Source organism: Streptomyces sp. NPDC017246 (genome assembly GCF_044331325.1).
Classification (GTDB): Bacteria; Actinomycetota; Actinomycetes; order Streptomycetales; family Streptomycetaceae; genus Streptomyces.
The window spans coordinates 13,507-37,848 of sequence record NZ_JBIRMW010000023.1 but is presented as its reverse complement, the minus strand read 5'-3'; the positions used below and the strand labels follow the sequence as shown (position 1 = coordinate 37,848).

Below are 24,342 nucleotides of genomic sequence, written 5' to 3'. Positions count from 1 at the left end.
CCATGATCCATGCTCCCCTCGCGGCGGAACCCGGACAAGCGATTTACGGGGGAGGGAGGAGACGGGCAGCGGCAGTCGGGGTCCACCTGACGCGGCTGGCGGGGGAGTGCGACGGAAGGGACGACGCCGCCCGGGCGCCCGCACCCCGTCCTCCCGGGCCGCCCGCATCCCTCCTCTCGGCCGCCCGCACCCCGCCCGAGCTGCCCCGTCTAGCCCGCCAGCGCCGCCCCCACCTCCGCCGCGAGGGCGACCGGGTCGCCCGTCGGTGTCGTCGGGTAGGGGTGGCGGTCGTGTGCCCATGCCTCGTCCCTCGCGAACCAGTCCACGGCCACCGGCGCCGTGCCGTTCACCAGCGCGCTGTCGAGACTCGCGAAGTAGGCGGCCCAGCGCGGCGCGTACACGTCCTGGAGCAGACCGGACCATTCACGGTTGGCGTAGTCGTGCAGGCCGCCCGACTCGCTCGGTCCCCGGTCGGCCCATGTGGTGAGGATCGAGCGGGCGTCGTACTCCAGCCGGTCGCGCTCCTCCGGGAGGGCGCCCCAGGCGCGCGCCTCGGCGAGCCACGGGCCGACGAGGAACCTCCGGTCGGAGGAGACCAGCCGCCCGAGCAGCTCCTCCGCGGCGCCCCACTCCCGTACCAGCGCCCGGAAGCCCTCGAGGTTCCCGCCCTCGTAGGCGGTCCTGATACGGGGCAGCAGGACCCGGGCACGGTTCGTGAGCGCCTGCCGGGCCACGTCCACGAGGTCGAAGCGGTACGCGTCCGTGGCCCGCAGCTCCGGGGCCACCCGCAGCAGTTCCGCGAGCGCCTGCTCGACCGTGGCGGCCTCGTACCGCATCGCCTTCGGGCTCCACCGCGCGGCGGTGGCCGCCGTCAGGCTCGGCCGGGCCGCGAAGAGACTGTCCTGCGGCTCGCTCCACGTACCCGAGTGGGTGCTGTACGGGCCGCGGCGCAGCAGCTCCCAGGCCGCCGCCGCGTGCTGGTCCGTACCGCCGTAGCGCCGTGCGGCGTACCCGGCGAACCAGCTCGCCTGGTCGATCGGGCCCGGCTGCCAGGCGAGTTCGGTGAAGAGGTCGAAGGCGGCGGGGTTCCCGCCGGTGCCCTCGGGGAGGTAGGCGATTCCGCTCAGCGCGCTGTCCTGCTCGGCGAGCCAGGTGTGGAAGCGGCTCACCCACGCACCGGTGTTGGCGCCGAGGCTGGTGTGGCCGCCGAAGTTGGGGATCGTGCCGAAGGCGTACGGGGCGCCGCCCCACTGCGTCTCGCGGTCGAGGCCGTCGTAGCGGTCGGAGAGACCGTCGACGATCAGCACCCGGCGGCGGTCGACGCCGTTCAGGAGCGCCGGGGTCGGGTTGAGCTGCCAGCCGAGCATGACCCAGGTGGCACCGGGACGCGCGGCCTCCAGGGCGCGCTGGACGGCTCCCGCGGCGGCGGTGACGTCGACGGTCCCCGGCGCCCCGCCCTCGTGCAGCAGGTCCATCTTGAACATGTCGCTGTCCCCGAACCGCTCCCGCTGGAACCGGTAGTAGGCGTCCGCGAGCCGGGGGAAGACCGGCCCGGTGGGATCCAGCCAGTCGGGCCGGTCGAAGCCCACCCATCTCCCCTGCGGGACGGTGACCGCGTCGGGGTTCCGTGCGGTGAAGTCCGGTGGCACCGTGCCGAAGAAGCCCGGCAGCACGGGTGTCATCCCCATCGAACGGAGGTGGTCCGCGATCCGGCCGCCCAGGGCCGCCCGTGCCTCGATCAGCCGCTCGGAGACCGGCCCGGCGAAGTGCGACAGGTTCTGCAGCAGCCACCAGCCCTGATGGGCCGGGCCCGGGATCCAGTCGCGCAGCTCCGCCGCTCCGTAGCCGAACTGCTGGAGCGCCCGGTAGTACGGGTACTCGGCCCCGGTCGGGACGAAGACCTCGTTCACCCCGTGCAGCGCCATCAGGTCGATCTGGTGCCGGTAGGCGGTGAAGTCCCGATAGGCGCCCGAGTACCCCTCGTCGGTGTCGTTCAGGGCGTAGCGGTGGGGCACGGCCGCGGACCGGGTGAGGATCCCGGGGACCGGGGGGAGCGTGGCGGGCAGCCGGCCGATGCTGTCGCCCGGCCATCCGATGTCGACCCCGGCGACCTGCTTCAGGTACCAGCCGACCCCGGTGAGGAGAGTGGCCGGCGAGGTGCCCCGTACCAGGATCGCCCCGGGCCCGCCCCCGACGGAGAAGTAGTCGCCCGAGGCGGGCTTCTCGACCGGGACCAGCGTGAACTGCGCCGCGTGGGAGGCCAGCAGACGCTTCAGGCCGGCCCGGGCCGGCGCCGGGTCGAACACCGTCGACGCGGCGACGGCCGTCGACGGGGCGAGAGCCGCCGACGGGCCGAGGGCGGCCGAAGGAGTGAACGCGGCGGGTGGCGGCGCGGCCGCGGCGGCGGTGGTGCCCGGCAGCGGTGACACCCCGGGCGCGGCCGCCGTCACGGCGGTGAGCACGGTGGCGGCGAGGGCCGTACGCCAGCGGGTGACCAGGGCGCTGCGACGGCGGGCGACGGGGGCGGTACGCCGGCGGGGTGTGCGGACGGTGCGGCGTCGAAGGGTCGGGCGGCGGCCCATGTGGCTCCCTGCTCGGGGAAGAGATCAGCGCTGCGAAGGACGAGGTCAGCTGTTCGGGGTGCGCTCGGTGACCCGTGTCCCGGGGTGGGCGAGCGCGCACAGGAATGCCACGGCGAGGGCGATCGCCATGCCGTAGAACACCCATTGGTTGGCCTCGGCGAAGTCCGTCCGGATCGCGTCCCCGGCCCCCCGCAGGGCCTTCGCCACCGGCCCGTCACCGCTCGGACCCTGGCCGTCCGGGTGACCGGTGACCGCCTCGGCGACCTTCTCCGCGGTGGCCGATGCCTCGGCCGGCGGCAGGCCGCGGTCCCGGAGCGTGGCGGTGATGCGGTCCGTGGAGACATGGGCCAGCAGGGTGCTGAAGACGGCCATGCCGATGGCGGCCGCGTAGTTGCGGACCGTCTGGGTGATCCCCGTGACCTCGCCGTACGAGGCGCCGATCGCCCGGTTGACGGCGTCGGTGGAGGCCGGCGCGAGGAGGAAGCCGATGCCGGCGCCCGCCATGGCCGCGTACGGCCACTGGTCGTGCATCGACAGATCGGTCATCTTCTGGGCCCAGAGGAAGAACCCGACCGCGCCGAGCGCGCAGCCGAGCTTCATGGCCGGGCGGGCGCCGCGCTTGTCGAGGATCCTGCCGCCCCACTGGGAGGCGAGGCCGAAGCCGATGAAGAAGTACAGCAGGAACAGAGCGGCCTGGTTCGGGGAGGCGCTGAGCGACACCTGGGCGTACACGGACGAGAAGAAGAAGACCGGCACGAAGGCGAGCATCGCGAAGAACAGCACGAGACTGTCGACGGTGAAGGCCCGGTCCCGGAAGACGTCGAAGTCGATCAGCGGGTGTGTGGTGCGCCGCTCGTAGCCGAAGAAGATCACCAGGACGAGCAGGCCGCCGATGACACAGGCCCAGGTCGCGACGCTGCCCCAGCCCCAGGAAGCGGCCTGCTGGAAGCCCAGCACGCTCAGCCCCATCCCGACGGCGACGAGCACGGCCCCGACGACGTCGAGCCGCTCCGGACGGCGGCTCTCGGGGATCCGGGCGAGCACGGCGAGCACGATGGCGACGACGGCCACCGGCACGTTGACCCAGAAGATCGCGCGCCAGGTCCACGCGGTCAGCCAGCCGCCGAGCAGGGGCCCCACGGCGGTGAGGGCGCCGGAGAGCCCGAAGAAGAGCGCGAGGGCCCGGCCGCGCCGGTCGACGGGGAAGACGGCGATGACGACGGCCAGCGCCGCGGGGAACATCAGGGCCGCGCCGAGGCCCTGGATGGCGCGGAAGACGATCAGCCAGGTCTGGGCGAGGTCGCCGGACGGCACACAGCCGCACAGCACCGACGAGAGGACGAAGACCAGGGTGCCGATCAGCATGACGAGGCGGTGCCCGAAGAGATCGGAGAGCCGGCCGCCGAGCGCGAAGAACGCGGCGAGGGAGAGCAGGTAGGCGTTGACGACCCACTGCATGCCGGAGGCGGAGAGGCCGAGCTCCGCGGTGATGCTCGGGGCGGCGATCGACACGATGGTCTGGTCGATGAAGGTCATCGACACCGCGAAGAGCATCGCCGCGAGCGCCAGCTTCTGACGGGGCGCCTCGCCGGTGGCGGCCTCGGCCGGCGCGGGGTGTGGGGGAGTACCTGCCATGTACGGATGATCGTCCCGGGCCGCCGGGTGTGCATGCCGAGGCCGCCGCCCGGGGGGCGGCGGCGCCGGAACGATGAACCGTGCGGGGGTGGTGCCTCCGGGGGGCACCGCACCCGTACGGCGGCTCTGGGACGGTGCCTAGGGCACCGCGGTGGGGCGGAAGCTCTGGGACGGCGATCCGTCGCAGGAGCGTTGGACGAGGGCGACGCCGACCGTGGCGGTACCCGTGGTGGTGAGGCATTTGCCGCTGTGGCGGGCGACGAAGTGGTACCGGCCGGAGGCCTCGGCCACCGGCAGCCACTGCTGGTTCGTGCCGCCCGAGGAGGACCAGAGCTGCAGTGCCGCGCCGTCGGCGGTCGACCGGTCGGTGACGTCGACGACCTGCTGGGGAGCGGTGCGGACGCCGATGCGGGTGTAGCCGTCGGTCGTCGGGGTGAAGCGGAACTGCTGGGCCTGGGTGCCGTTGCAGGTGTACTGCTGGACGGGCGTGCCGTTGGCCGTGCCCGCCGCCCTGACGTCGACGCACAGGCCGTTGGCCCCGTCGGCCAGGGCGTACCAGGAGTCCCCCGGGAAGGGGCCCGGCGGGGTGGTGGTGCCGGTGCCGGCCAGCCACTTGAGGCCGTCGATGAGGAGACGGTTCTGGGTGGCGCCGGCGAAGGTGGAGGAGAGCCGGGTGTTGGTGCTGTAGTTCATGGCGTTGTGACCGAAGTTGGCGTACAGCATGCGGTACTGCGTGTTGGTCCACACGAGGGGGTAGTCGCCGCTGTACCAGGTCTGGTTCGGGTCGGTGCCCAGCGGGAAACCGGCCGGGTCGACCGAGGCGAGGACCTTGATGGACGGGTTGGACCGCAGGTTGTTCGACCAGCTGTACCACTCGCTGACGGCGGAGGTCCAGGTCGCGGGCAGCCCGGCCGCCACGGGGTGGGCCGCGTTCTCGGTGCGTACGAGCGCGGTGGTCGGGCCCCAGGTGTTGGAGCGGAAGTTCCCGCTGCCCAGGAACTGGTTGTAGTACCAGCTCCAGCTGGAGGCGTCGGTGGTGAACGCCGAGACGTGGAAGCCGAGCCACGCCCCGCCGTTCCGCATGTACCGCTCGAATCCGGCGCGTTGCGCGGCGCCCTGAGGGGCGTCGTCGAGGAAGAGGACGACGTCGTACGCGTCCACGCCGCCGTTGGCGAGCAGGTTCCAGTCGGTGGTCGCGGTGTAGGTGAAGTTGTGGGCGGCCGCGGTGCGCGGGAACCAGTCGTTGGCTTCCTTGACGAAGTCGATGTGGGCCGCGTCCCAGGTGCCGTTGTAGAAGGCGAGCACACGGAAGTCCGGTGCGGCCGGGGCCGCCTGGGCGGGGGCGACGACGCCGAGGCCGAGGACCAGTGCCATGAGGCCGAGGAGTCGGGTCAGGAGTCGTCTCATGGGTAGCTCACCAGGTTCGCGACGTTGGTGGAGGAGTTGGACGGGCCGCCGCGGTCGTTGACGACGTGCCGGATCGTTCCGGTGCCCCCGAGGGAGACGGTGACCATGCTGCGGAAGCGGACGTCGGGACGGTTCGGGGCCTCGATGGCGTGCTCCGCGGTGACACCCGCGGCGACGTTGAAGTAGCAGTAGCTGCCGAACCCGTAGGCCTGGTGGCTGGTGACGGTGTCGGCCACCTTGTAGGCGGCGTAGCCCTGGGTGGCGCCGTTCATCCAGGCGGCCTGGTTGGGCGGGTCGTACGGCATCTCGTTCTGGTAGAAGTACGTGCGTCCCCGGTTGCCGTTCCAGATCGTCTGGTGCTTCTGGTAGTGCTCGACGAACAGGCCGTACATGGTGACGTCGTCGCCGTTGACGATCAGCCCGGTGTCGGCGGTGTTGGTGGTCCAGCCGACGCCGCTTCCGTGGTCCGCGCGCCAGACCCACAGGTGGTCGCCGATGACATGGTCGCTGTTGACGACGAGGCTGGTCGTGGCCTTGCCGACGGCCGCGCCGCCGACCCGGAAGTACACGTCGTGGAGCGAGGTCGGGTTCGTCGCGTGGGACGCGGACGAGCCGGCGGGGCCGAGCTCCAGCAGGGTCTGCGAGGTGACGGTACCGGCGTCGAAGAGGACGCCCGCGATCTTCACTCCGTCGACGTCGGCGACGGTCATGGCGGTGACGCCGTTGTCGGGGACGAAGGTGGCGAGGCCGAGGCCGAGGATCACGGTGTCCGGGCGGGTGACCCGCAGGGTCTGGTTCAGGTGGTACACCCCGGGGGTGACGAGCAGGTCCTTGCCCGCCGCGAGGGCGGCGTTGATCTGGGCCGCGGTCGCTCCCGGCTTGACGACGTGGAAGCGGTCCATGCCGAGCTGGGTCCCGGCGGGGGTGCCGCCGGCCGCCCAGGTGGTGGCCGTGGAGTCGTTGCGCGGGGCGGGGACGACCACCTTGTACGCGCCGGCGGCGTCCACGGTGAGGAAGGGCTTCTCCCGTACGACGGGGGTCCGGTCCACGGTCGTGTGGGGCGGGTTGGGGAAGGTCGTGCCGGGGACGCCCTGGCTGCCGACGAAGACCATGTTCCAGTTCGACCCCGTCCAGGAACCGAGCTGGGAGTTGCGGGTCAGCCACTGCTGCTGGGTGCCGGAGCGGACCTGGCCGTCGATCTTGGTGTCGGCCATGAAGCCGCCGCTGGACCAGCCTCCGTCGCTCAGCTCCAGATTGCCGCGCACATGCATCCGGCGGTACGCCGAGGCCTGCGAGACGGCCCAGCGGTCGGTGCCGCCGGTGGGGTTGACGGAGAGGTTCTCCGCGCCGCGCCAGAAGTTCTGGGTGGCGTTCTGCGGCGGGAACCAGTCGGCCTCCACGTGCACGGCACCGTTGATCGTCACGGCGTCGGGCGACTGGCCGAGGCCCAGGACCTGGGTGTAGAAGCCGACGTTGACATCGTTGTTGTACGTGCCCGGCTTGAACAGGACGGCGTAGCGGTCCGCCCCGAACTGATTGGTCTCCTGGCGCTGGAAGATCGTGTTCAGCCGGCCCTGGACCGTCGCCGAGGGCATCGACGGGTCGAGGACGACGACGTTCGGCCCGAGGTCGACGTCACCGGGCGCGGTGCTGACGGGCGTCACCTGGAAGCGCTGGGCGGCCGTGCCGTTGCAGGTGTACTGGACGAGCTGCACGCCGTCGGAGGCGGAGGCGGCGGGCACGTCGAGGCACTTCCCGCTGTTGCGGTTGACGAGCCGGAAGGCTCCGGCCCCGTCGTCGACGGCCTGCCACTGCTGGTTGAGCCCGCCGCCGTACGTCCACAGGTGGACGGCGGCGTTGTCGGCGGTGGAGACGTCGCTGACGTCGACGACCTGGGCGGGGTCGGTGCGGGTGCCGATCCGGACGTGGCCGTCGGTGGTCGGTATGAGGTTCCACTGCTGGGCGGTGGTGCCGTTGCAGGCGTACTGCTGGACGGCGGTGCCGTTGACGGTCGCGGCGGCGCGGGCGTCGAGGCACTTGCCGCTGCCGGAGTTGACGACGGTGACGAGGCCGGTGGGCACCTCGGCCGCGGCGAGTCCGGCGGCGCGTCCTGTGGCGGATCCGGTGACCGGACCGGTGGTGGCCGCCGTCGGGCTCGCGGCCGCGGAGCCGGGGGAGAGGGCGACCAGCGCCGAGCAGGCGACCGCGCCGGCGGCCAGGACCGCTCCGAGGCGATGGGGCCGTGGGCGGGCGCGGGCGGGGCGCCGGGGTCCGGCGCTCCGTCGGGTGGTGGGCATGGGACTCCTTGGTGGGGGTGGGGAGGCGTTCCGAACGTGCCCGGGACGCGGATCAGCCGGTGTAGGCGGCGAGGATCCGGGTGAACTCCCAGGGCTGCTGCCCGATGTCGGAGCAGGTGTCGGCGCCGCCGCCGGTGCAGGGCCGGTCACGGTTGACGGACCAGAAGGTCAGCCGGGCCAGGTGCCGCTGCTGCGCGTAGGCGAGGATGGTGCGGAAGTCGGCCTGGGTGATGGTCTCGCCCACGTCGGTCACGCCGTTCATCGAGGAGATGCCGGTGTGGCGGTAGGCCTGGTCGTCGCTGTAGCCGTACGCGTTCTTCACCGCGGTCTTGAGTCCCTCGGCAGCGCGGACGGTCAGGGTGCCCATGTTCTGTCCGTTGCCGCCGAAGTCGAACGGCATGATGGTCCAGCTGTCGACCGTGAGGCCGGCCGCGGCGGCGCGGTTGATGAGGCCGGTGTCGGGGCCGTTCTGGCCGGTGCCGAAGGTGACGTACACCTTCAGGCCGGGGTTGCCGGCCTTCACGGTCCTCAGGGCGTCGATCGTGCGCTGCTGGACGGTGGGGCTGTCGTAGGCGGCGGCCTCGATGTCGATGTCGATGGCCTTGAGCCCGTACGCGTCGATGACCTTCTGGTAGGCGGCGGCGAGCTCGCCCGCGCTGGAGCACGAGCTCTCCAGCTTGTTGCCGCTCCACCCGCCGAAGGACGGGATGACGTCGCCCCCGGCCGCCCGGACCGTGTTGACCGTCTGCTGGTCGACGCCGCCGACGAGGGGACGGCCGCCGTCCCACTGGGGGTTGCAGTAGCCGTTGCTGAGGACGAACGCGAGCGTGAACCACTTCACGCCGGTGGCGTTCATGACCGTCGTCGGGCTCGGCGGGCTGCCCCAGCCGTTGTAGAGGTACGGCGCGACGGCCATGTTCCCGCCGGGGGCCGGGCCGGTCCCGCCGGCCGGCGGCGCCGTCCACTTCTGGTTGGCCGCACCGGTGCACGTCCAGAGCTGCAGCCGGGTGCCGTTGGCGGAGCTGTTGCCCGTGGCGTCCAGACACTTGTCGGCCTGCGGGTTGACGATGTCGCGGGCCGCGGTCACCGTCCAGCGCTGGGCGGCGGAGCCGTTGCAGTCCCAGAGCTGCACCGTCGAACCGTTCGCGGTTCCTGCGGAGGTCACGTCCAGGCACTTGCCGAGGGCCTTGATGCTGCCGTCGCTGCCCACGTCCCAGTTCTGGGCGGCGGTGCTGTTGCAGTCGTAGAGCTGTACGGGGGTGCCGTTCGCGGTACTGGCCCCCGCCACGTCGACGCACTTGCCGCCGATGCCGGTGATCCGGCCGGCGGCGGCCTCGGCGGGGGCGTTCGTGGCGACGGTGAGACCGCCAGCGGCGAGGGCGAGTGCGGCGATGGTGAGGGGGAGACGGATCCGGTGCATGTGGGGGTCCTCTCGGGTGGGGGAGGCTCTTCGGAGGGCGCGGCGAAGCGCCGACGCCCTCCGTGGATCGACCGGTTCGTTCAGCGATGTGAACGCCATTCGACTTTCTGATCAGCGAAAGTAAAGGTCTGAACCAGACACGTCAAGAGTTCGCGCATTCAGGCCTTGAACGCGCAATCGCCTTGAGGGGCACCCGAGTTGGGATTCGTTGGGAGTTGGCGTGAAGTGTTGACGACAGGGCGGCGCGGAAGGCCCCGCCGACGTCACCTCACGACGTTCACCGGGACCCGGGGGCCGGCCAGCGCCTGCGCCCGGGGCCGGTCGGGTGGGTGCCCGTGACGGCCATGACCACCGAGTAGACACTGGTCTCGGCGGCGATGAAGAGACGGTTGCGCTTGACGCCGCCCCAGGTGATGTTGGCGACCGCCTCGGGCACGACGAGCCGGCCGATCAGCGTGCCGTCGGGGTCGTAACAGTGCACCCCGTCGCCCATCGCGGCCGCCCAGAGCCGGCCGTCGTCGTCGAAGCGGAGATTGTCGAAACGGGCCGCGCCCCGCGCCCCGCCCTCGGCGAAGACCTTGCCGTCCGACAGGGTGCCGTCCTCGCGTACGTCGAAGACCCGGATGAAGCCGGCCCGGGTGTCGGAGACGAAGAGCTGCCGCTCGTCGGACGAGAAGACGAGCCCGTTCGGCGCCCCGAAGCCGTCGGCGACCAGCCGCACTTCGCCGCTGCCGGGATCGATGCGGTAGACGTTGTTGGAGCCGATCTCGCTCTGCGCGCGATGGCCCTCGTAGTCGCTGGTGATGCCGAAGTCCGGGTCGGAGAACCAGATGGAGCCGTCGGACTTGACCGCGGCGTCGTTCGGGCTGTTCAGACGCTTGCCCTGCCAGTGATCGGCCAGCACCGTGATCGTGCCGTCGTGTTCGGTGCGCGTCACCCGGCGGTTGCCCTGCTCACAGGTCACGAGTCGGCCCTGGCCGTCGAGGGTGTTGCCGTTGGTGTGACCGGCGGAACGGCGGAAGACGCTGACCGCACCGGTCTCCTCGTCCCAGCGCAGCATCCGGTCGTTGGGGATGTCGCTCCAGATCAGCTGCCGCCAGGCGGGCAGGTAGATCGGCCCCTCGGCCCAGCGGCAGCCGGTGTGGATGACTTCCAGGCCGTCGTCGCCGTTCATGCATCGACCGGTACGGAATCGGTCGTCGAACATCTCGTACAGAGCGGGGCGTTCGCTGGTCATTGCGGGTCCTTCCCGTGAAGGCGGGCTACCGAATGTCCTTCGGTACACACGGAAGATTGCCGGATGACATACGGTCATCGCAAGATCGATTCGAACGAAGAGTGGTGGATCACAGTGCACCGGACCGGCCGAACGCCTCGGAGCCGTCGCCGCGCAGGGGGCGGCGGGCCCCTATGCTGCCGAGATCATCAAGCCGATAGAGCTCGTGATATTCGACTGCGACGGGGTGCTGGTCGACAGCGAACGCATCGCCGTGCGCCTCCAGGTCGACCTGGGGGCCGAACTCGGCTGGCCGTTGACCCACGACGACGTCGTGGACCGGTTCATCGGGCGCTCCAATACGCGGCACGGCGGATGGGCGTCGACCCCGCCGCCTGTGCGGTGGTCGAGGACAGCCGCCCCGGCGTCCAGGCGGCCCGCGCGGCCGGGATGCGCGCCTTCGGCTACGCGGGCGGACTCACCCCCGCCGAACGGTTGGTGGGCCCCGACACCGTCGTCTTCCACGACATGCGCGAACTGCCGGGCCTCTTGGGTTGGTTCGACCAATGATGTGCGTTCCTGTTCCGGCGGCGCCGGAGCGGAGGCGGGTGCGGGGCGGGTGGGGCGCAGAGCGGCTCAGACCTCGGGAAGGGACGGGTCGGGCGTCCAGGGGGTGGGGGCGGTGATGGCCCAGCGTTCGTGGTCCCGCCAGCCCCCGTCGATGTAGAGGTAGGCGGGCGACAGGCCCTCGTAGCGGAAGCCCAGCCGCTGGACCACGGCCAGGGACGCCTTGTTCGCCGGCTGGATGTTGGCCTCCAGCCGGTGCAGCCGGAGGTCGGTGAAGGCGTGCCGCAGGATGGCGGTGAGTCCTTCGGTCATATAGCCGCGCCCCGCGGACGGGGCGAAGGCCGCATAGCCGAGGGACGCGCCCTGGTAGCGGCCCCGGATGACCGAGTTGATGTTGACCATGCCGGCGGCTGCGCCGGTCTCCCGGACGCGGATCAGAAAGCCCCGGTTGGTGCCGTCCTCGAAGCGCCGCATCCAGGCCTGGAACTCCTCATCTGTCGAAGGAAGTTGCATGAAGGGCCGGTGCAGCTCGGAGCTGGCCCGCACGAGCGCGCAGAACTCGTTCTGGTCGGAGAGGGTGAGCGGGCGTAGTTCGACCCGCGAAGGCGTGTTCGGCATGGGCCAACGGTATGGCCAGGGAGGAGCCGGTCGAGCCCCGTCCGCGCCGTGACGGACATGGAGCGGGGCGGGAACAGGCCCTTCCCGACGCGGCCCGAGCGGTCATGGGTGAGGACCGGAGCCCTCTGCCCCACCCCGCTCAGAACGTGACGAGCGGGGTGGGACCAGAAGCAACCCGTAGGGATGCGGACCGACACGGCGGCGCGGGCCGGTGAAATGGTGCGACGGGCGAGAACCCTAGCGCCGGGCGCTCGCGCGGCGGCGGGTGACGACGAGGATCGCGGCGCCGATCGCGGCCAGGATCGCGGCGCCGATCGCGTACGGGGTGAAGTGCGCGCCCGTGGTCGCGAGCGAGCCGTCTCCGTGGCCGGTGACAGACGGCGACGGGCTCGGGGTACCGGGCGTGGCCGGGGCGGAGCCGCCCTCCGTGGGAGGAGTGGACGGGGCGGGTGCGGTCGTCTCCGTCGCGGCGGGAGGCTCCTCGGTCGGCCGCGAGGCGGAAGGAGTCGGAGTGGAGGGCAGCGGCCCGGGAGGCGTGGGCGTGGTGCTCGGGCCGTCGGGCGAGGGCTTGCAGGTGAACGTCGAGGAGCCGGTCCAGGGGTAGTTGTGGGTTTCGTTGCCCGCGCCGTGGGTCCGCAGGTCGCCGCCGACGTAGACGCGGCCGTTCGTGCTGGCCGTCAGGTCCGCCGACGCCTTGGGCGTGAGGATCGAGCCCATGAAGTTCCCTCCACCGCCCAGGGTGAGTGACGGGGACGCCTCGAAGTTGTAGAGGATCCGCGACGCCGCCTCACCGAAGTGAGCGGAGTCGTACACGTCGACGCGGTCGCCGTTGAACCCGACGGACAGGGGGGAGATGCCGACCGCCTGGCTGCCCGTCACGTTCACCACGACGGCGGATCGCTCGGGAATCGACCGGAAGTCGAAGGACGACGCACCGTCGAGCTCCTTGGCGGAGATCTCGAACACCTGCGGACCGCCGGCCCCGCCGCTACCGCCCTCGAAGGTGACGGTGTCGCCCCGGCGCTCCGTCGTCCCGGTGGGCTTCAGTGAACCGAGGGACGCCGACTCGCCGCGGACGGTGCCGGCGAACGTGTCGTACGGCGCGAGTGCCGCGCGCTCCCACGCCCGACGAGCGGCCCCCGCCGTTCGTCTCCAGTGTCCCCTTCTCGTCGATCCCGCCTCCGGCGCGCACGGCACCGCCGTAGCCCGGGCCGGACGTGAGGCCGTGGCCGACGTCGAGCGTCGTGCCACGGGCGATCGTGAGGTCCCCGCCCACGGCGAGCATGACGGAGCCCCACGCGGGGAGGATCCCGGAGCCGGCGCCGACCCGGCCGACGTTGAACACACCGCCGGACGCCTTGGCGAAGGTGGCGTCCCCGGCGATGACGAGCAGGCCCTCGGCCTCGGCGGTCGCACCGTCGGCGGAGTAGTCGCCGCCGGCGAAGAGCGCCACGTTGGCATCGGTGAACCGCGGTTCGTGACCGATCCGGGGCTCCTCGCCGGGAGCCGGGCACGACGTGGACCGGCCCGTGGCCGGGGCGAGCGGTGCCTGCGGGGCGAGGGGCGTGGCGCCAAGGGCGCTGCCCGAAGCCGTGAGGCCGAGCGCGAGGCCGAGCGCGAGGCCGAGGCCGAGGCTCAGGGCCGCGGCGCTGCTCCGTCGCGTGCCGGTGTGTGCGGTGTCGCTCATCTACGTGGACCTTCCATTTCTTTCCTGGGGGACGGTGGGGGTGCAGGCGGTCGGGGGTGTGGCTCGGTCGGACTCAGTCGGTCTCGGACCCGAGGAGGGCGCGGGTGAGAGGGCCGTAGACCCCGGGCTTCTCCGGGATGTTCCGCGCGACCTGGTAGCGGCTCAGTGCCTCCTCCACGGGCTTGGTGAAGACGCCGTCGGCCGAGCCGAGATAGAGGGAGAGCTGTTGGAGCCGGCGCTGGAGGTCGGCGACCTCGGGGCCGGTGCTCCCCAGTGCGAGGTCGCGCGGCTCGGGCCGTGAGGTCCGGTGGGGGCGGTGCGCCGACGACGGGTACGTCGACGTGGTGTCGGGGGAGGGGGTGGAGACGGACGGGTGGGTCGGGGAGGGGGTGACCGTGACCGTGGTGGTGGCCGACGGCGTGGGTGTGGGCGGCGGTGCGGCGGTGCGGGACGGGTCGGCCGAGGGGGTCGCGCGAGCGGTCGACGGTGTGGCGGCCGCCTAGGTGGCCGGCGCGCCGACCGCGTTCCGGGCCGGCGGACGGTCGGACGTCGCGACGACGGGGAGCGCGAGGGACGGGACCGACTGCGGCCCGGCGCCGGGTTCGGCGGCGAGCCAGACCGTCAGCGCGGCACCGAGTCCTGCGGAGAGCGCGCCCGCGACCATCAGGGGGAGCGGCATCGACCGCCATGCCGGGGGTGTCGCGCGGGAGCGCCGGGACCGTCGTGCCCCGTCGCCGGGTGTCGCGATCCGGGGCGTGACCCTCGGGAGGCCGGCTGTGGCATCGAAGAGCTCGACATCCTGCCCGCGTGCCCCCGCACCGCCGCCGTCCGGCTCGGCGACCTTCCCGAAGACACGATGGCCCCGGTCCTCCATGTGTGCGGGTTCATGGGCGAGGGACGTGGCTGCGGCGACGGAAGTGACTGCTGTGGTCAGGGCAGTCCTGTTGCGCATGGAGTGCTCCAGATGAGGCGAAGCCGAGGGAGGTGTGGCTGAGGCCGAGGGAGGTGTGGCGAAGCCGTGGAGATATTGACTGCCGTTCAAAGCAAGCGTCAACCACGGGCAATGCGAATCAAATGGGAAGTTTCGCGACCTTGTTCCTCAAAGGACTTTTAACGCGTGACGCACCTCACATCGCGAAGGTGTGTGACGGGGCGGGTGGCCATGACCGAGGACATCGAGGGCGCGCGCGAAACGTTCGAACGTGCGGCGGACCGGCTGCGTCAAGAGCTCGGGGCCGTCGCGGCCCGCGTCGCCCCGGGTGTGGCACCGCGCGTCGAGGAGCGGACCGATGGCCGGTTCACCGTCGGTGGAGCCGTTGGATCCACGCCCGCTGGATCCGCCCTCCGCGCGTCGCCACCCCGGACTCGTTGCCGCCCGGCCGACGACTGTGCGGCGTGTGTGAGGGCTGGGGCTCGTGTCGTTCGTGCGAAGGGCTGGACTTCCAGAACAGCCGGCGGTGCGAGGAATGCAGTCTCGGCATGGACTGCCTGGACTGCCGGGGGACCGGGGTCGAGTTCACGCCCTTGGAGAGTGGCGACTCCGTGTCCCCGGCGGGCGACGAGGTGGAGCCCGCTGCGGGCGACGGCCGCTGACGTGGCCGTGAATCCTTGGCGTGGCCCGCTCGCCGAGGCGGTGATCCCTCGGCGTGGCCCGGCCGCTTGACCTTGACACGGTGGCAAGGTCTTCACTACCGCCAGGGAGGTGGTCCCGATGACCATGCCGAAACAGGACACGGATCTGACGCGAGCCCGCCAGGGCCTGGAGGACGACCGCTCGTCGGTACGACTGCGGGCGGCGCTGGCGGTCGGCACGAATCCGGACGTGCGCTTCGTCGACACGCTCGTCGAGCGCTGCGCGATCGAGCCCGAGTTCTCCGTACGCGAAATGCTCACATGGGCGCTCACCCGCCACCCGCCGTCCGTGACGGTCCCGGAGCTTCTCGGCCAAGTCCGCTCGGAGCGGGCGCAGGCGCGGAGCCAGGCCCTGCACACCCTGTCCAAGATCGGGGACCGGCAGGCCTGGCCGGTGATCACGAGGGCGCTGCTGTCCGACGCCGACGACGAGGTGGCGCGGAGCGCCTGGCGGGCCGCGGTCGTGCTCGTACCCGAAGAGGAGAAGCCCGAGTTGGCCCGTGCCCTGGCGACGCAGCTCGGACGCGGCGGACGTGAGACGCGGCTGAGTCTCAGCCGGGCGCTGATCGCGCTCGGCGAGGTCGTCGTGCCGACCCTGCGCGCGGCGACGAAGGAGCTCGACCCCGATGTACGTCTGCACGCCGCCGCCACCGAACGGCTGTTGCGCGATCCGGACACCGGATTCGAGTTCGCGATCGAGGAGGCGAAGCGTGTCTCCGTGCTCGGCCCGGCGGGCCGGGAGGAGAACTAGGCCGTGTTGATCGGTGATGTGGCACGGCGGTCCGGGGTCAGCGCCCGCATGCTCAGGCATTACGAGTCGCTCGGCCTGGTCCGGCCGACGGGCCGGACCGACGCCGGCTATCGGGAGTACTCCGACGAGGACATCCGGCGCATCTTCCACATCGAGAGTCTTCGGTCGTTGGGGCTGTCGCTGCGTGAAGTCGGGTCCGCGCTGGATGATCCCGGCTTCGCGCCCTCCGAGCTCGTCGACGACCTCATCCGCCAGACGCGGGAACGCATCGCGGCCGAGACGGCGCTGCTCACACGGCTGCGCCGGATCGGGGCCGCGGAACCGGCCGGCTGGCAGGACGTCCTCCAGATCGTGTCCCTCCTCCAGGCCCTGGGGTCGGAGAGCGCGGGGAAGCGTCAGCGCGCGGCCCTGGCCTCGGCCGAAGGCGCGCGGGTTCCGGTGGAGGCGCTGGTCGAGGCGGCGTTGAGCGAGCCGGACCCGATCGTCGCCGGAGCCCTGCGATGGGCCTTGGCGCAGGCGGGCGGCGGCGGATGGGAGCTGCTTGCTGAGGGCCTCGGCTCTCCGGTGGCCGAGGTGCGCAGGCGTGCCGTCCAGACCGTCGCCGAGTTGCCGAACGGCGAGGCGACCGCGCTGCTGCGGGAGGCACTCGGCCACGCCGACGTCGAGGTCCGCCGGTGCGCGGCGCCGGCGCTCGGGGCGCGCGGAGTGGCCGACGCCGTTCCGACGCTCGTCGACATGGTCGTCGAGGAGGCGCATGACGGCGACGCCGCCGACGCGTTGACCGCGCTGGCGAGTCGTCCCGAGTCGGCGGACCGGATCGCCACCGCGCTCGTCGACCGCCTCGCCGGCGGCGCGGTGGGCCCGTCCGCCCGGCGACGGCTGACGCAGGTGCTCGCGGACATCCCGGGGAGCACGGCGTCACGCGCCCTCGTGGAGCTGTCTCACGACGAGGACCGCGCCGTCGCGCTCACCGCGGCGTACGTGCTCACGCTGCGCGGCGACGGGCGCTGACGGATCTCCCCCTGTGCCCCGCGCGGCCCGGCGTGTGCATGGCCTGGCGTCTGCGGGGTCCGGTGCGCGGGGCCAGGTATGGAGCCGGGTTCAGCGGGACATCGGGGTGGCTCCGGTCGCGGCGACGGACAGGTCCCAGAGCCGTACGGCCGCCTCGGGGTCGATGGCGTACGCGCGGACGCCCCCGTCGTCCATCGGTGCCTCGGGGGCGGAGACGCCGGCGATGTCGCAGTGTTCGAGGTAGAGCCCGCCCCGGTCGGCGAGGAGCGGGGACGTGGCGGCCCACAGGCCGGTGGCTGCGCCCTGGGAGGGAGTCTTGAAGTCGGCGCCGATCACGTTGCCGTACGCGTCCACCCATCCGCGGTCGATCTGTTCGCGGAGTGGCATCTCCCGCTGCAGACCGGTGATGATCTTGCCCGGATGGAGGGCGAAGGCCCGGATGCCGTCCTCACGCCCCAGGGCGTCGAACCGTACGGCGAAGAGGCTGTTGGCCGTCTTCGCCTGGCCGTACGCCAGCCATTTGTCGTAGCCGGTACGGAAGTGCGGGTCGTGCCAGCGGAAGTCGGTGAGGGTGTGTCCGGAAGAGCTGTTGACGACGACCCGCGCGCCGCCGGCGGCGGCCAGGAGCGGGGCGAGCTCGCAGGCGAGGGTGAAGTGTCCGAAGTGATTGGCCGCGAGCTGGCTCTCCCAGCCCGGGCCGACGTGCCGCTCGGGGGTGGCCATGACTCCGGCGACGGCCATGAACAGGTCGAGCCTGGTGAGGGAGTCGCGGATCCGTGCGGCGGCGGCGCGCACGCTGCCGAGATCCGCCAGGTCCATGGGGACGACGTCACAGCCCCGCACGTCGGCCAGCGCGGTGCGGGCGACGTCGGGGCGGCGTGCCGGGACGAGGACCCGGGCCCCGGCGGCCGTCAGGGCCCGGGTGGTCTCCAGGCCGAGTCCGGAGTAGCCCCCGGTGACGACGGCGTTCGTGCCGGAGAGGTCGAGGCCGGCCATGACGTCCTCGGCGGTGCCGGCGGCGGAGAAGGGCGAGCCGAGCGGCTGCTGATGAGTGCTGGTCATGGCGTCGACGCTACGATCTGGAGTGAGGTCTAGATCAAGTCCTAGATTGACCGACATGGCGACTACCGAAACCCCGACCTCGACTTCGGCCCCGACTCCGACTCCGACTCCGACTTCGGCCCCGGCTTCGGCACCGACCTCGACTTCGGCCCCGACTCCGGCCCCGCCCGTGATCCCGCCCCCGCCTCAGCCCCTGTCCCAGCTCCCGGCCCCCGCCGATCCCTCCGCAGACCCGCTGAGCATCGGCGAGGTGTCCGAGCGGACCGGGCTCAGCGTGCACGCACTGCGTTTCTACGAGCGTGAGGGCCTGTTGGTCGGACCGGTCGGCCGGACCTCCGGCGGCCGACGGCGCTACACCGCGATCGATGTCGACTGGCTGCTGATCTGCGTCAAGCTGCGCGAGTCCGGGATGCCCCTGTCCGACCTCAAGCGGTTCGCCGAGCTGGTGCGGCAGGGGCCGGGCAACGAGGCGGAGCGTCTGGGGCTCCTCGACGGGCACCGGCGGCGCGTCGACGCGCAGATCCAGGCGCTGGAGGAGTGCCGTTCCCTCATCGCGTGGAAGGTCGGCGTCTACGCCGAGCACCTCGACCGGGGCCGGGCGGGCGGACTCTGGGACCCGACGGCCTGAGATGCCGAGGGGCCTGAGCGGGCCGCCGGAGCGACGGTTGTGCGCCCGTTCGAGGGTCACGCGTCATGGCGAACAGGCGCCAGGATGCGATCGGTTGATGGCATTTTCTGTGCAGCAATTGGTCGTCTTATGGGCCAAGAGTGATCGGTGGAGGCTGGCCTTCCAGCAAAGTCACATGGCGAACCCGAACTGACTATGCTCCCCGATGTGTTGCGCTGCGATCACAGCGAGTCATGAACGCTGTGGTGCGCGCGGACGGAACGTGGCACTCGCCCGAAGGTAGGCCGATTCGTTCCTGTCGGCGCGTCGCATCATCTCAGTCCGCTCATTCCAGACTGTTTAGGGACCCCTGATGGTTCGTGCAGGTTCATTTTCGAGAGCCCGGCCACCTGCGGTCGCCCGGGCATGGCTCCTCCCTCCGGGAGTTCTGGCCGGAGCCGCCGCGATAGCGTTGCTCTTCACCCCTGCACAGATACGGACACCGGTCGCCTCGTGCGCCTTCGTCGCGGTCGTCCTGACGGCCGTCACCTCCGCGGTGACCGCGCGTCGGCTTCGATCGGCGGACGCGGCCCACTCCGCGCAGGTGAGGGCCGAGGCGCAGGAGTACTACGCACAGCGCGAGGCCGCGCTCATCGGGCGGCTGGCCGATCAGCGGGCCACCACCGTCTGGCTCGCCGAAGAGCTCCTTCCCGCGGCCGTCGCCCGGCTGCAGAAGGGCGATCCCGCCTCGGAGATCCTGCAGTCCGTCTCGTACGGGGATCACCTCGACGGCGAGTTCACCGAGGCGCTCCAGGGTGCCCTGCAGACGCTCCTGGAAGCGGTGGAGGCCGAGGAGAACACACGGGACTCCTCCCAGCGGGCACTTGTGGCGGTGGCGCGCCGGGTCCAGGCGATCGTGCACCAGCTCGCCAAGGACCTCCACACCATGCAGATCGTCCACGGCACGGATCTCGTGATCTCCCGCGGTCTGCAGGACATCGACCACCGCAACGCCCTCATCGGCCGCCTCGCGGCGAGCATCGCGGTCCTGGGCGACGCCCGCCCCGGACGGCAGTGGTCCAAGGCGATCCCGCTCTACGACGTGCTGCGCGGCGCCATGTCGCGCATCGTGGACTTCCCCCGGGTGAAGCTGCAGTCGGTGACCGAGGTGGCCGTGGTCGGCCCGGGTGCCGAACCGCTGATCCATCTGCTCGCCGAACTGCTCGACAACGCCACGACCTTCTCGCCGCCGCACACCCCGGTCGAGGTGACCGCGAGCGAGGTGCCCTCCGGCATCGCCATCGAGATCGAGGACCGCGGGGTCGGACTCACCGAGGAGGTCCGGCAGCGCATCGAGCGCGTCATGGCACAGGCCTCGTCGGGCATCCATCTGGCCGGCCTGGGCGAGGTCACCCAGCTCGGTCTGCCCGTGGTCAGCCGGCTCGCCCGCGAGCACGGCTGCGAGGTCGATCTGCGCACCTCCGCCTACGGAGGCGTACGGGCCGTCGTGCTCGTCCCCCGGCAGCTCATCACCACGGTGCCGCAGTCCGTCGTGAGGGCCCAGCCACCCGCCCGCAAGCGCAGGGGAGGCCCGATCCTGCCCAGGCCGACGCCGCCGGGCGACGCCCCGCAGAACACCGGCGAGGTCAGGAAGACCGTCAACGGACTCCCGCAGCGGCGACGGGAGTCGCCCGTCCCGACACCGGTCGTCCAGGCGACTCCCACCCCCGTCACTCCGATCTCCTCCCGGGGAGCATCCCGCACGCCCCGCCAGCCGGGGCTGATGTGGGAGGCCTTCAACGGCGACAAGAGATCGGGCGCCGAACCTTCCACTCCATACAGCGAGCCGTCAGATGAGGTCGAGTAACATGCAGCCACTGCCGAACATGGACTGGATGCTCAAGGAGCTCGTGGGCGGCGTCCCGTACGTGCGACACGTGGTCGTCCTGTCGTCCGACGGCCTGTGCATCGGGCAGGCGAACACGGAGCCCGACACCGCGGACGCGATCGCCGCGGCCTGCTCCGGAATCCAGAGCCTGGCCAGGGCCATCGCGCAGCGCTTCCCGCAGGGGGACGGCTCGACGCGGATGGTCGGGATCGAGGCCGACGGCGGCTACTTCTCCCTGATGGCGGCCGGCCCCGGGGCCTATCTCGCGGTGCTCGCCGACGACCAGGTGGATGCCGGACTGCTCGGCGACCGGATGCGGACCCTGGTGGTCCGGATCGGTCAGCACATGACCAGCCCGCCCCGCGATGACGTCGGGCAGGCGATGTGACATCGGAGAACCAGGACCCCTGGAGTGAAGGCACCCCCGTTCCGCTCTATGTCATCACCGGTGGCCCGGATTCCTCGGCCAAGGCCTTCAACCTGGTCACCCTCATCGCGACGCGGTCCGAACCCGAGCCCGCGATGCAGCCCGAGCAGGCGGCCATCCTCTCCATGTGCACGTACCCGCTGTCGGTGGCCGAGGTGTCGGCGTATCTCAGTCTGCCGTTCAGCGTCGTCACCGTGCTCCTGTCCCAACTCGTCGACGACGAACGGGTCGAGGCCATCGCGCCCGTGCCCGTCGCGGCATTCCCCGAACGCGGCTTACTGGAGGCGGTGATCCATGGATTACGCAAGCTCTGACGCCCTCGACGCCGGCCCGCGCGGCACCGACATGCTGCTGCCGCACGGCGCCAGGGGAGTCAAGGTCGTGATCGTCGGCGGCTTCGGAGTCGGCAAGACGACCATGGTCGGCGCGGTGAGCGAGATCCCGCCCCTGACCACCGAGGAGACCATGACCCAGGCCGGGGTCGGGATCGACCACAACCCCGGCGCCGAAGGCAAGAACACCACGACCGTCGCGATGGACTTCGGACGGATCAGCGTCAACCAGGAGCTGATCCTCTATCTGTTCGGGACGCCGGGGCAGGAGCGCTTCTGGTTCCTGTGGAACGGCATCTTCGAAGGCGCGCTCGGCGCCGTGGTCCTCGTCGACACCCGCAGGATCGAAGTCTGTTTCGAGGTCATCACCCGCCTCGAAGACCGCCGCGTCCCGTTCATCGTGGCCGTCAACGCCTTCCCGGAGGCCCCGCAGCATCCCCTGTCAGAACTGCGCACTGCTCTGGCCCTCAGCGAATCCGTGCCCATCATCGCCTGTGACGCACGTGACCGGGCGTCCTGCCGTGACGCCCTGCTGTCGCTGATGGTCTACCTGTGCACCCTCGCCGCCGCCCAGGAGACCGCATGACCGTTCCACCCGCTGAACACGCCACCGCGCACCCCGGGACGACCCCGCCCCCGGGCTGCCCGGCCCACATCGGCACGGGACCCGGCGGTGCGACCCGGCTCTACGGCCCCGCCGCCGAGACGGACCCCATGGGGCTGTACGAGGAGCTGCGCGCCGCCCACGGTCCGGTGGCGCCCGTTCTCCTCGACGGCGACGTACGCGCCTGGCTCGTCCTGGGGTACCTGGAGAACCGTGACGTGGCCAGCCGCCCGACGCAGTTCTCCCGCGACCCCCGCGTCTGGCACGGCTGGAGGAGCGGGGAGATCGACCCCGCCACCTCGCCGCTCGTGCCGATGATCGGCTGGCGCCCCGACTGCGTGTGCGCGGACGGCGAGGAGCACCAGCGCCTGCGTGGCGCCGTCACGGCCGGCCTCAGCCAGTTCGACCACCGTGGAATCCGTCGCCACATCACCCGCTTCGCCCACGAGCTGGTCGACACCTTCTGCGAGCGCGGCGAGGCGGAGCTGGTGGGCCAGTTCACCGAGCACCTGCCGATGCTCACGCTCACCCACCTGCTGGGCATGCCGGACGAGTCCGGTCCCAAGCTCGTGCACGCCGCCCGTGACCTCTTCAAGGCCACCGAGACGTCGCTCGCGAGCAACGCCTACGTGCTGGAGTGCCTCGAACAGCTCGTCGTCGACAAGAGGGCACGCCCGGGGCAGGACATCGCGTCCGCGCTGATGGCCCATCCCGCCGAGCTCACCGACGAGGAGGTGAAGCACCACCTGCGCCTCATCCTGCTCGCGGGCTACGAGACGACCGCCAACCTGATGTCCAACGTCCTGCGCATGGTGGTCACCGACCCCCGGTTCCGCGGGTCGCTGGCCGGCGGCCAGATGACCCTGCCCGAGGCCGTTGAGCAGGTCCTCTGGGACGAGCCGCCGCTGATGGTGTGCCCGGGGCGCTGGGCCAACGACGACACCACCCTCGGTGGACAGAGGATCAGGGCGGGGGACATGCTCCTCCTCGGCCTGGCCGCCGGAAACGTCGACCAGGCGGTCCGTCCGGACCCCTCGACCCCCGTGCACCACAACCGGGCGCACCTGTCCTTCAGCGCCGGTACCCATGAATGTCCCGGGCAGGACATCGGCCGCATCATCGCCGACACCGGCATCGACATCCTGCTCACCCGCCTTCCCGACATCGCCCTGGCGGTGCCGGAGGACCGGCTCAGCTGGCGTTCCTCCACCTGGGCCCGGCATCTGACGGCGCTGCCCGTGAGCTTCGCCTCCCGCTCGCCGCAGGCCCAGGACGCCCCGGCCCCGCTGCCGGCCCCGCCCGCTCCCAGCGGCGGGCTGCCGTCGGCGCCCCTGTGGCCGGGGAACGCCGCCGAGCCGCAGCGCCGGCCCGAACCCCCGGCCTCGTGGTGGAAGCGCGTCAGCCGCCTCCTGCGGAGGCGGTAGGGCGCCAGGGCAGGGCGTCGGCGCCGAGCGCCACGGCCGAGGGGGGTGCCGACGAGGGTCTGTCGGCACCCCCCTCGGCGCCTGGTCGTCGGCGCTGCTCCGGGACCGAGACGTCCACGGCGGCGTAGCGGGGTGCTCCGGTGTACCAGGCGTGAAGGCCGGACAGGAAGCCGCAGGCTCCCTGCAGCCACCGCTCCAGTTCGGCCCGCTCCTCGTGGTCGAGACCGGATCGCCGTGCGAGCTGGGGCAGTTCGCTCTGCCGGAGGTGCTCGAAGTCGCGCATCCGGGTGTTCACCAGGTTCAGGGCGGCCGGTACGGCGTCGTGGAAGGTGATGCCCAGGGACGTGCCGAGGACGACGACGAGGTTGTTGACGTCGTGTTCCTCGTGGACCTCCCGTTCGTAGGAGGCGATGTCGTTGGCCAGCCCCATGAAGTCCATGAAGGCGTCGAGGAGCGCGCGGACGGTCCGGCTGTGCCGGATCCGCGCGGGTATTCGCGCGCCGGTGGCCAGCTCGACGGAGTACGGGGCGGTGTGGGCGGCGAAGCTCTCCCGCCGGAACGGGGCGTAGTCGATCAGGTGGGGGATGCGGCCGGCGAGGCTGTTGGCCAGTTCCTCGACGCCGGCGTCGATGTAGCGCGCCAGGGCCCGGTGGAACTCGTGCCGCCAGTGGGCCAGTCGTGGAGGGAAGAGATGCTGCTGGAGATCGGCGATCCCCCGCTCGACGGCGTTCACCGGCTCCGGCAGCCGGGCGCCGGGTTCGGGCCGCAGGAAGGTGTGCAGCCGGGCGGTGAAGGCCAGCGCGGCGGGGAGGTCGCCGGTCTGCTTGAACGCGGCGGCGAAGTAGTCGTCCCAGGCCAGCGCCCAGATGTTGAACCGGTGGTTGAGCCGCAGATCGGCGAGGGACGCGTCCGGCAGGGCCCAGGCGGTCAGCTGGTCGACGGTCATGGCATGGAACTGGGACCGGGTCCAGATCGGGCGTGGGGCCGACGGTCCTTGGTCGCCGCCCAGCATGCCCATCTCGCGCGCCCAGGTCTCGCTCTCCTGGCGCAGAGTCGACAGATACGGATTCACCCGAGGCGGATGGGGCATCCACAGCTGGGGCAGTTCGACGGCACGCACGGTCATGGGGACCAACCTCCTTCTCTCTTCGGCCGGTTAAGTGACTCGGTGGGCG

At 71.7% G+C, this 24,342-nt stretch carries 20 protein-coding genes and 2 pseudogenes; 9 read left to right on the top strand and 13 right to left on the bottom strand.

The features are described 5' to 3' along the window. Window positions 1-209: 209 nt before the first annotated feature. The 6 genes from ACH4MY_RS35555 to ACH4MY_RS35530 form a co-directional block, all read right to left on the bottom strand. A complete protein-coding gene (locus tag ACH4MY_RS35555) occupies window positions 210-2,582 on the bottom strand; it encodes an alpha-N-acetylglucosaminidase (RefSeq protein WP_398008611.1) in 2,373 nt (790 codons plus the stop codon). 45 nt (window positions 2,583-2,627) lie between these two features. Further along, window positions 2,628-4,217, bottom strand: coding sequence for an MFS transporter (locus tag ACH4MY_RS35550; protein ID WP_398008609.1), 1,590 nt, complete (start codon window positions 4,215-4,217; stop codon window positions 2,628-2,630). Window positions 4,218-4,355: 138 nt separating this feature from the next. After that, the gene (locus ACH4MY_RS35545; protein ID WP_398008607.1) at window positions 4,356-5,624 is read right to left on the bottom strand and encodes a ThuA domain-containing protein; all 1,269 of its coding nucleotides are present in this window, start codon (window positions 5,622-5,624) and stop codon (window positions 4,356-4,358) included. Further along, window positions 5,621-7,921 carry an RICIN domain-containing protein gene (locus ACH4MY_RS35540; RefSeq protein WP_398008605.1) on the bottom strand — a complete coding sequence of 767 codons (2,301 nt, stop codon included), beginning with the start codon at window positions 7,919-7,921 and terminating at the stop codon, window positions 5,621-5,623. Before ACH4MY_RS35540 ends, ACH4MY_RS35545 begins: the two co-directional genes overlap by 4 nt. A 52-nt stretch (window positions 7,922-7,973) precedes the next feature. Then, window positions 7,974-9,341 (bottom strand): ricin-type beta-trefoil lectin domain protein, encoded by a 1,368-nt coding sequence (locus ACH4MY_RS35535; protein ID WP_398008603.1) that lies wholly within the window; start codon window positions 9,339-9,341, stop codon window positions 7,974-7,976. A 277-nt stretch (window positions 9,342-9,618) separates the two neighbouring features. Then, window positions 9,619-10,578 carry an SMP-30/gluconolactonase/LRE family protein gene (locus ACH4MY_RS35530; RefSeq protein WP_398008601.1) on the bottom strand — a complete coding sequence of 320 codons (960 nt, stop codon included), beginning with the start codon at window positions 10,576-10,578 and terminating at the stop codon, window positions 9,619-9,621. A gap of 184 nt (window positions 10,579-10,762) precedes the next feature. Here ACH4MY_RS35530 and ACH4MY_RS35525 point away from each other — a divergent pair. Beyond that, a pseudogene (locus ACH4MY_RS35525) lies at window positions 10,763-11,127 on the top strand (HAD family hydrolase). Window positions 11,128-11,193: 66 nt separating this feature from the next. Here ACH4MY_RS35525 and ACH4MY_RS35520 read toward each other — a convergent pair. The 5 genes and pseudogenes from ACH4MY_RS35520 to ACH4MY_RS35500 all read right to left on the bottom strand — a co-directional run bounded on the left by ACH4MY_RS35520 (window position 11,194) and on the right by ACH4MY_RS35500 (window position 14,381). Continuing rightward, complete coding sequence (locus ACH4MY_RS35520; RefSeq protein WP_398008599.1) at window positions 11,194-11,742, bottom strand: GNAT family N-acetyltransferase; 549 nt, start codon at window positions 11,740-11,742, stop codon at window positions 11,194-11,196. A 237-nt stretch (window positions 11,743-11,979) separates the two neighbouring features. Beyond that, entirely contained in the window at window positions 11,980-12,939 is a 960-nt protein-coding gene (locus ACH4MY_RS35515; protein WP_398008597.1) for a choice-of-anchor A family protein, read from the bottom strand. After that, window positions 12,899-13,429, bottom strand: a pseudogene (locus tag ACH4MY_RS35510) (choice-of-anchor A family protein); the annotation flags it as partial. The pseudogene ACH4MY_RS35510 and the gene ACH4MY_RS35515, both read right to left, overlap by 41 nt. Window positions 13,430-13,502: 73 nt before the next feature. Next, window positions 13,503-13,703: a peptidoglycan-binding protein gene (locus ACH4MY_RS35505; RefSeq protein WP_398008723.1), complete on the bottom strand. Its 201-nt coding sequence runs from the start codon at window positions 13,701-13,703 to the stop codon at window positions 13,503-13,505. A gap of 225 nt (window positions 13,704-13,928) precedes the next feature. Next, a complete protein-coding gene (locus tag ACH4MY_RS35500) occupies window positions 13,929-14,381 on the bottom strand; it encodes a hypothetical protein (RefSeq protein WP_398008595.1) in 453 nt (150 codons plus the stop codon). A gap of 759 nt (window positions 14,382-15,140) precedes the next feature. Here ACH4MY_RS35500 and ACH4MY_RS35495 point away from each other — a divergent pair. Further along, the gene (locus ACH4MY_RS35495) at window positions 15,141-15,812 is read left to right on the top strand and encodes a HEAT repeat domain-containing protein (RefSeq protein ID WP_398008593.1); all 672 of its coding nucleotides are present in this window, start codon (window positions 15,141-15,143) and stop codon (window positions 15,810-15,812) included. Window positions 15,813-15,815: 3 nt separating this feature from the next. Beyond that, window positions 15,816-16,823 (top strand): HEAT repeat domain-containing protein, encoded by a 1,008-nt coding sequence (locus ACH4MY_RS35490; protein WP_398008591.1) that lies wholly within the window; start codon window positions 15,816-15,818, stop codon window positions 16,821-16,823. Window positions 16,824-16,913: 90 nt separating this feature from the next. On the opposite strand, the gene ACH4MY_RS35485 is transcribed toward ACH4MY_RS35490, so the two are convergent. Further along, the gene (locus ACH4MY_RS35485) at window positions 16,914-17,885 is read right to left on the bottom strand and encodes an oxidoreductase (protein WP_398008589.1); all 972 of its coding nucleotides are present in this window, start codon (window positions 17,883-17,885) and stop codon (window positions 16,914-16,916) included. 250 nt (window positions 17,886-18,135) lie between these two features. On the opposite strand from ACH4MY_RS35485, the gene ACH4MY_RS35480 reads away from it, so the two are divergent. From ACH4MY_RS35480 to ACH4MY_RS35455, 6 genes are all read left to right on the top strand, one after another. Continuing rightward, window positions 18,136-18,513: a MerR family transcriptional regulator gene (locus ACH4MY_RS35480; RefSeq protein WP_398008587.1), complete on the top strand. Its 378-nt coding sequence runs from the start codon at window positions 18,136-18,138 to the stop codon at window positions 18,511-18,513. 451 nt (window positions 18,514-18,964) lie between these two features. Further along, window positions 18,965-20,359 carry a sensor histidine kinase gene (locus ACH4MY_RS35475; protein WP_398008585.1) on the top strand — a complete coding sequence of 465 codons (1,395 nt, stop codon included), beginning with the start codon at window positions 18,965-18,967 and terminating at the stop codon, window positions 20,357-20,359. Window position 20,360: 1 nt separating this feature from the next. Further along, the gene (locus ACH4MY_RS35470; protein ID WP_229901808.1) at window positions 20,361-20,768 is read left to right on the top strand and encodes a roadblock/LC7 domain-containing protein; all 408 of its coding nucleotides are present in this window, start codon (window positions 20,361-20,363) and stop codon (window positions 20,766-20,768) included. Further along, entirely contained in the window at window positions 20,765-21,121 is a 357-nt protein-coding gene (locus ACH4MY_RS35465) for a DUF742 domain-containing protein (protein WP_189831111.1), read from the top strand. The genes ACH4MY_RS35470 and ACH4MY_RS35465 overlap by 4 nt, the downstream gene beginning before the upstream one ends. Then, on the top strand, window positions 21,102-21,725 hold the full coding sequence (locus ACH4MY_RS35460) for a GTP-binding protein (protein WP_398008582.1): 624 nt from the start codon (window positions 21,102-21,104) through the stop codon (window positions 21,723-21,725). Before ACH4MY_RS35465 ends, ACH4MY_RS35460 begins: the two co-directional genes overlap by 20 nt. After that, a complete protein-coding gene (locus ACH4MY_RS35455) occupies window positions 21,722-23,167 on the top strand; it encodes a cytochrome P450 (RefSeq protein WP_398008580.1) in 1,446 nt (481 codons plus the stop codon). Before ACH4MY_RS35460 ends, ACH4MY_RS35455 begins: the two co-directional genes overlap by 4 nt. Here ACH4MY_RS35455 and ACH4MY_RS35450 read toward each other — a convergent pair. Beyond that, window positions 23,142-24,293, bottom strand: coding sequence for a hypothetical protein (locus ACH4MY_RS35450; RefSeq protein ID WP_398008578.1), 1,152 nt, complete (start codon window positions 24,291-24,293; stop codon window positions 23,142-23,144). The two genes, ACH4MY_RS35455 and ACH4MY_RS35450, sit on opposite strands and share 26 nt — an antisense overlap. Window positions 24,294-24,342 lie beyond the last annotated feature (49 nt).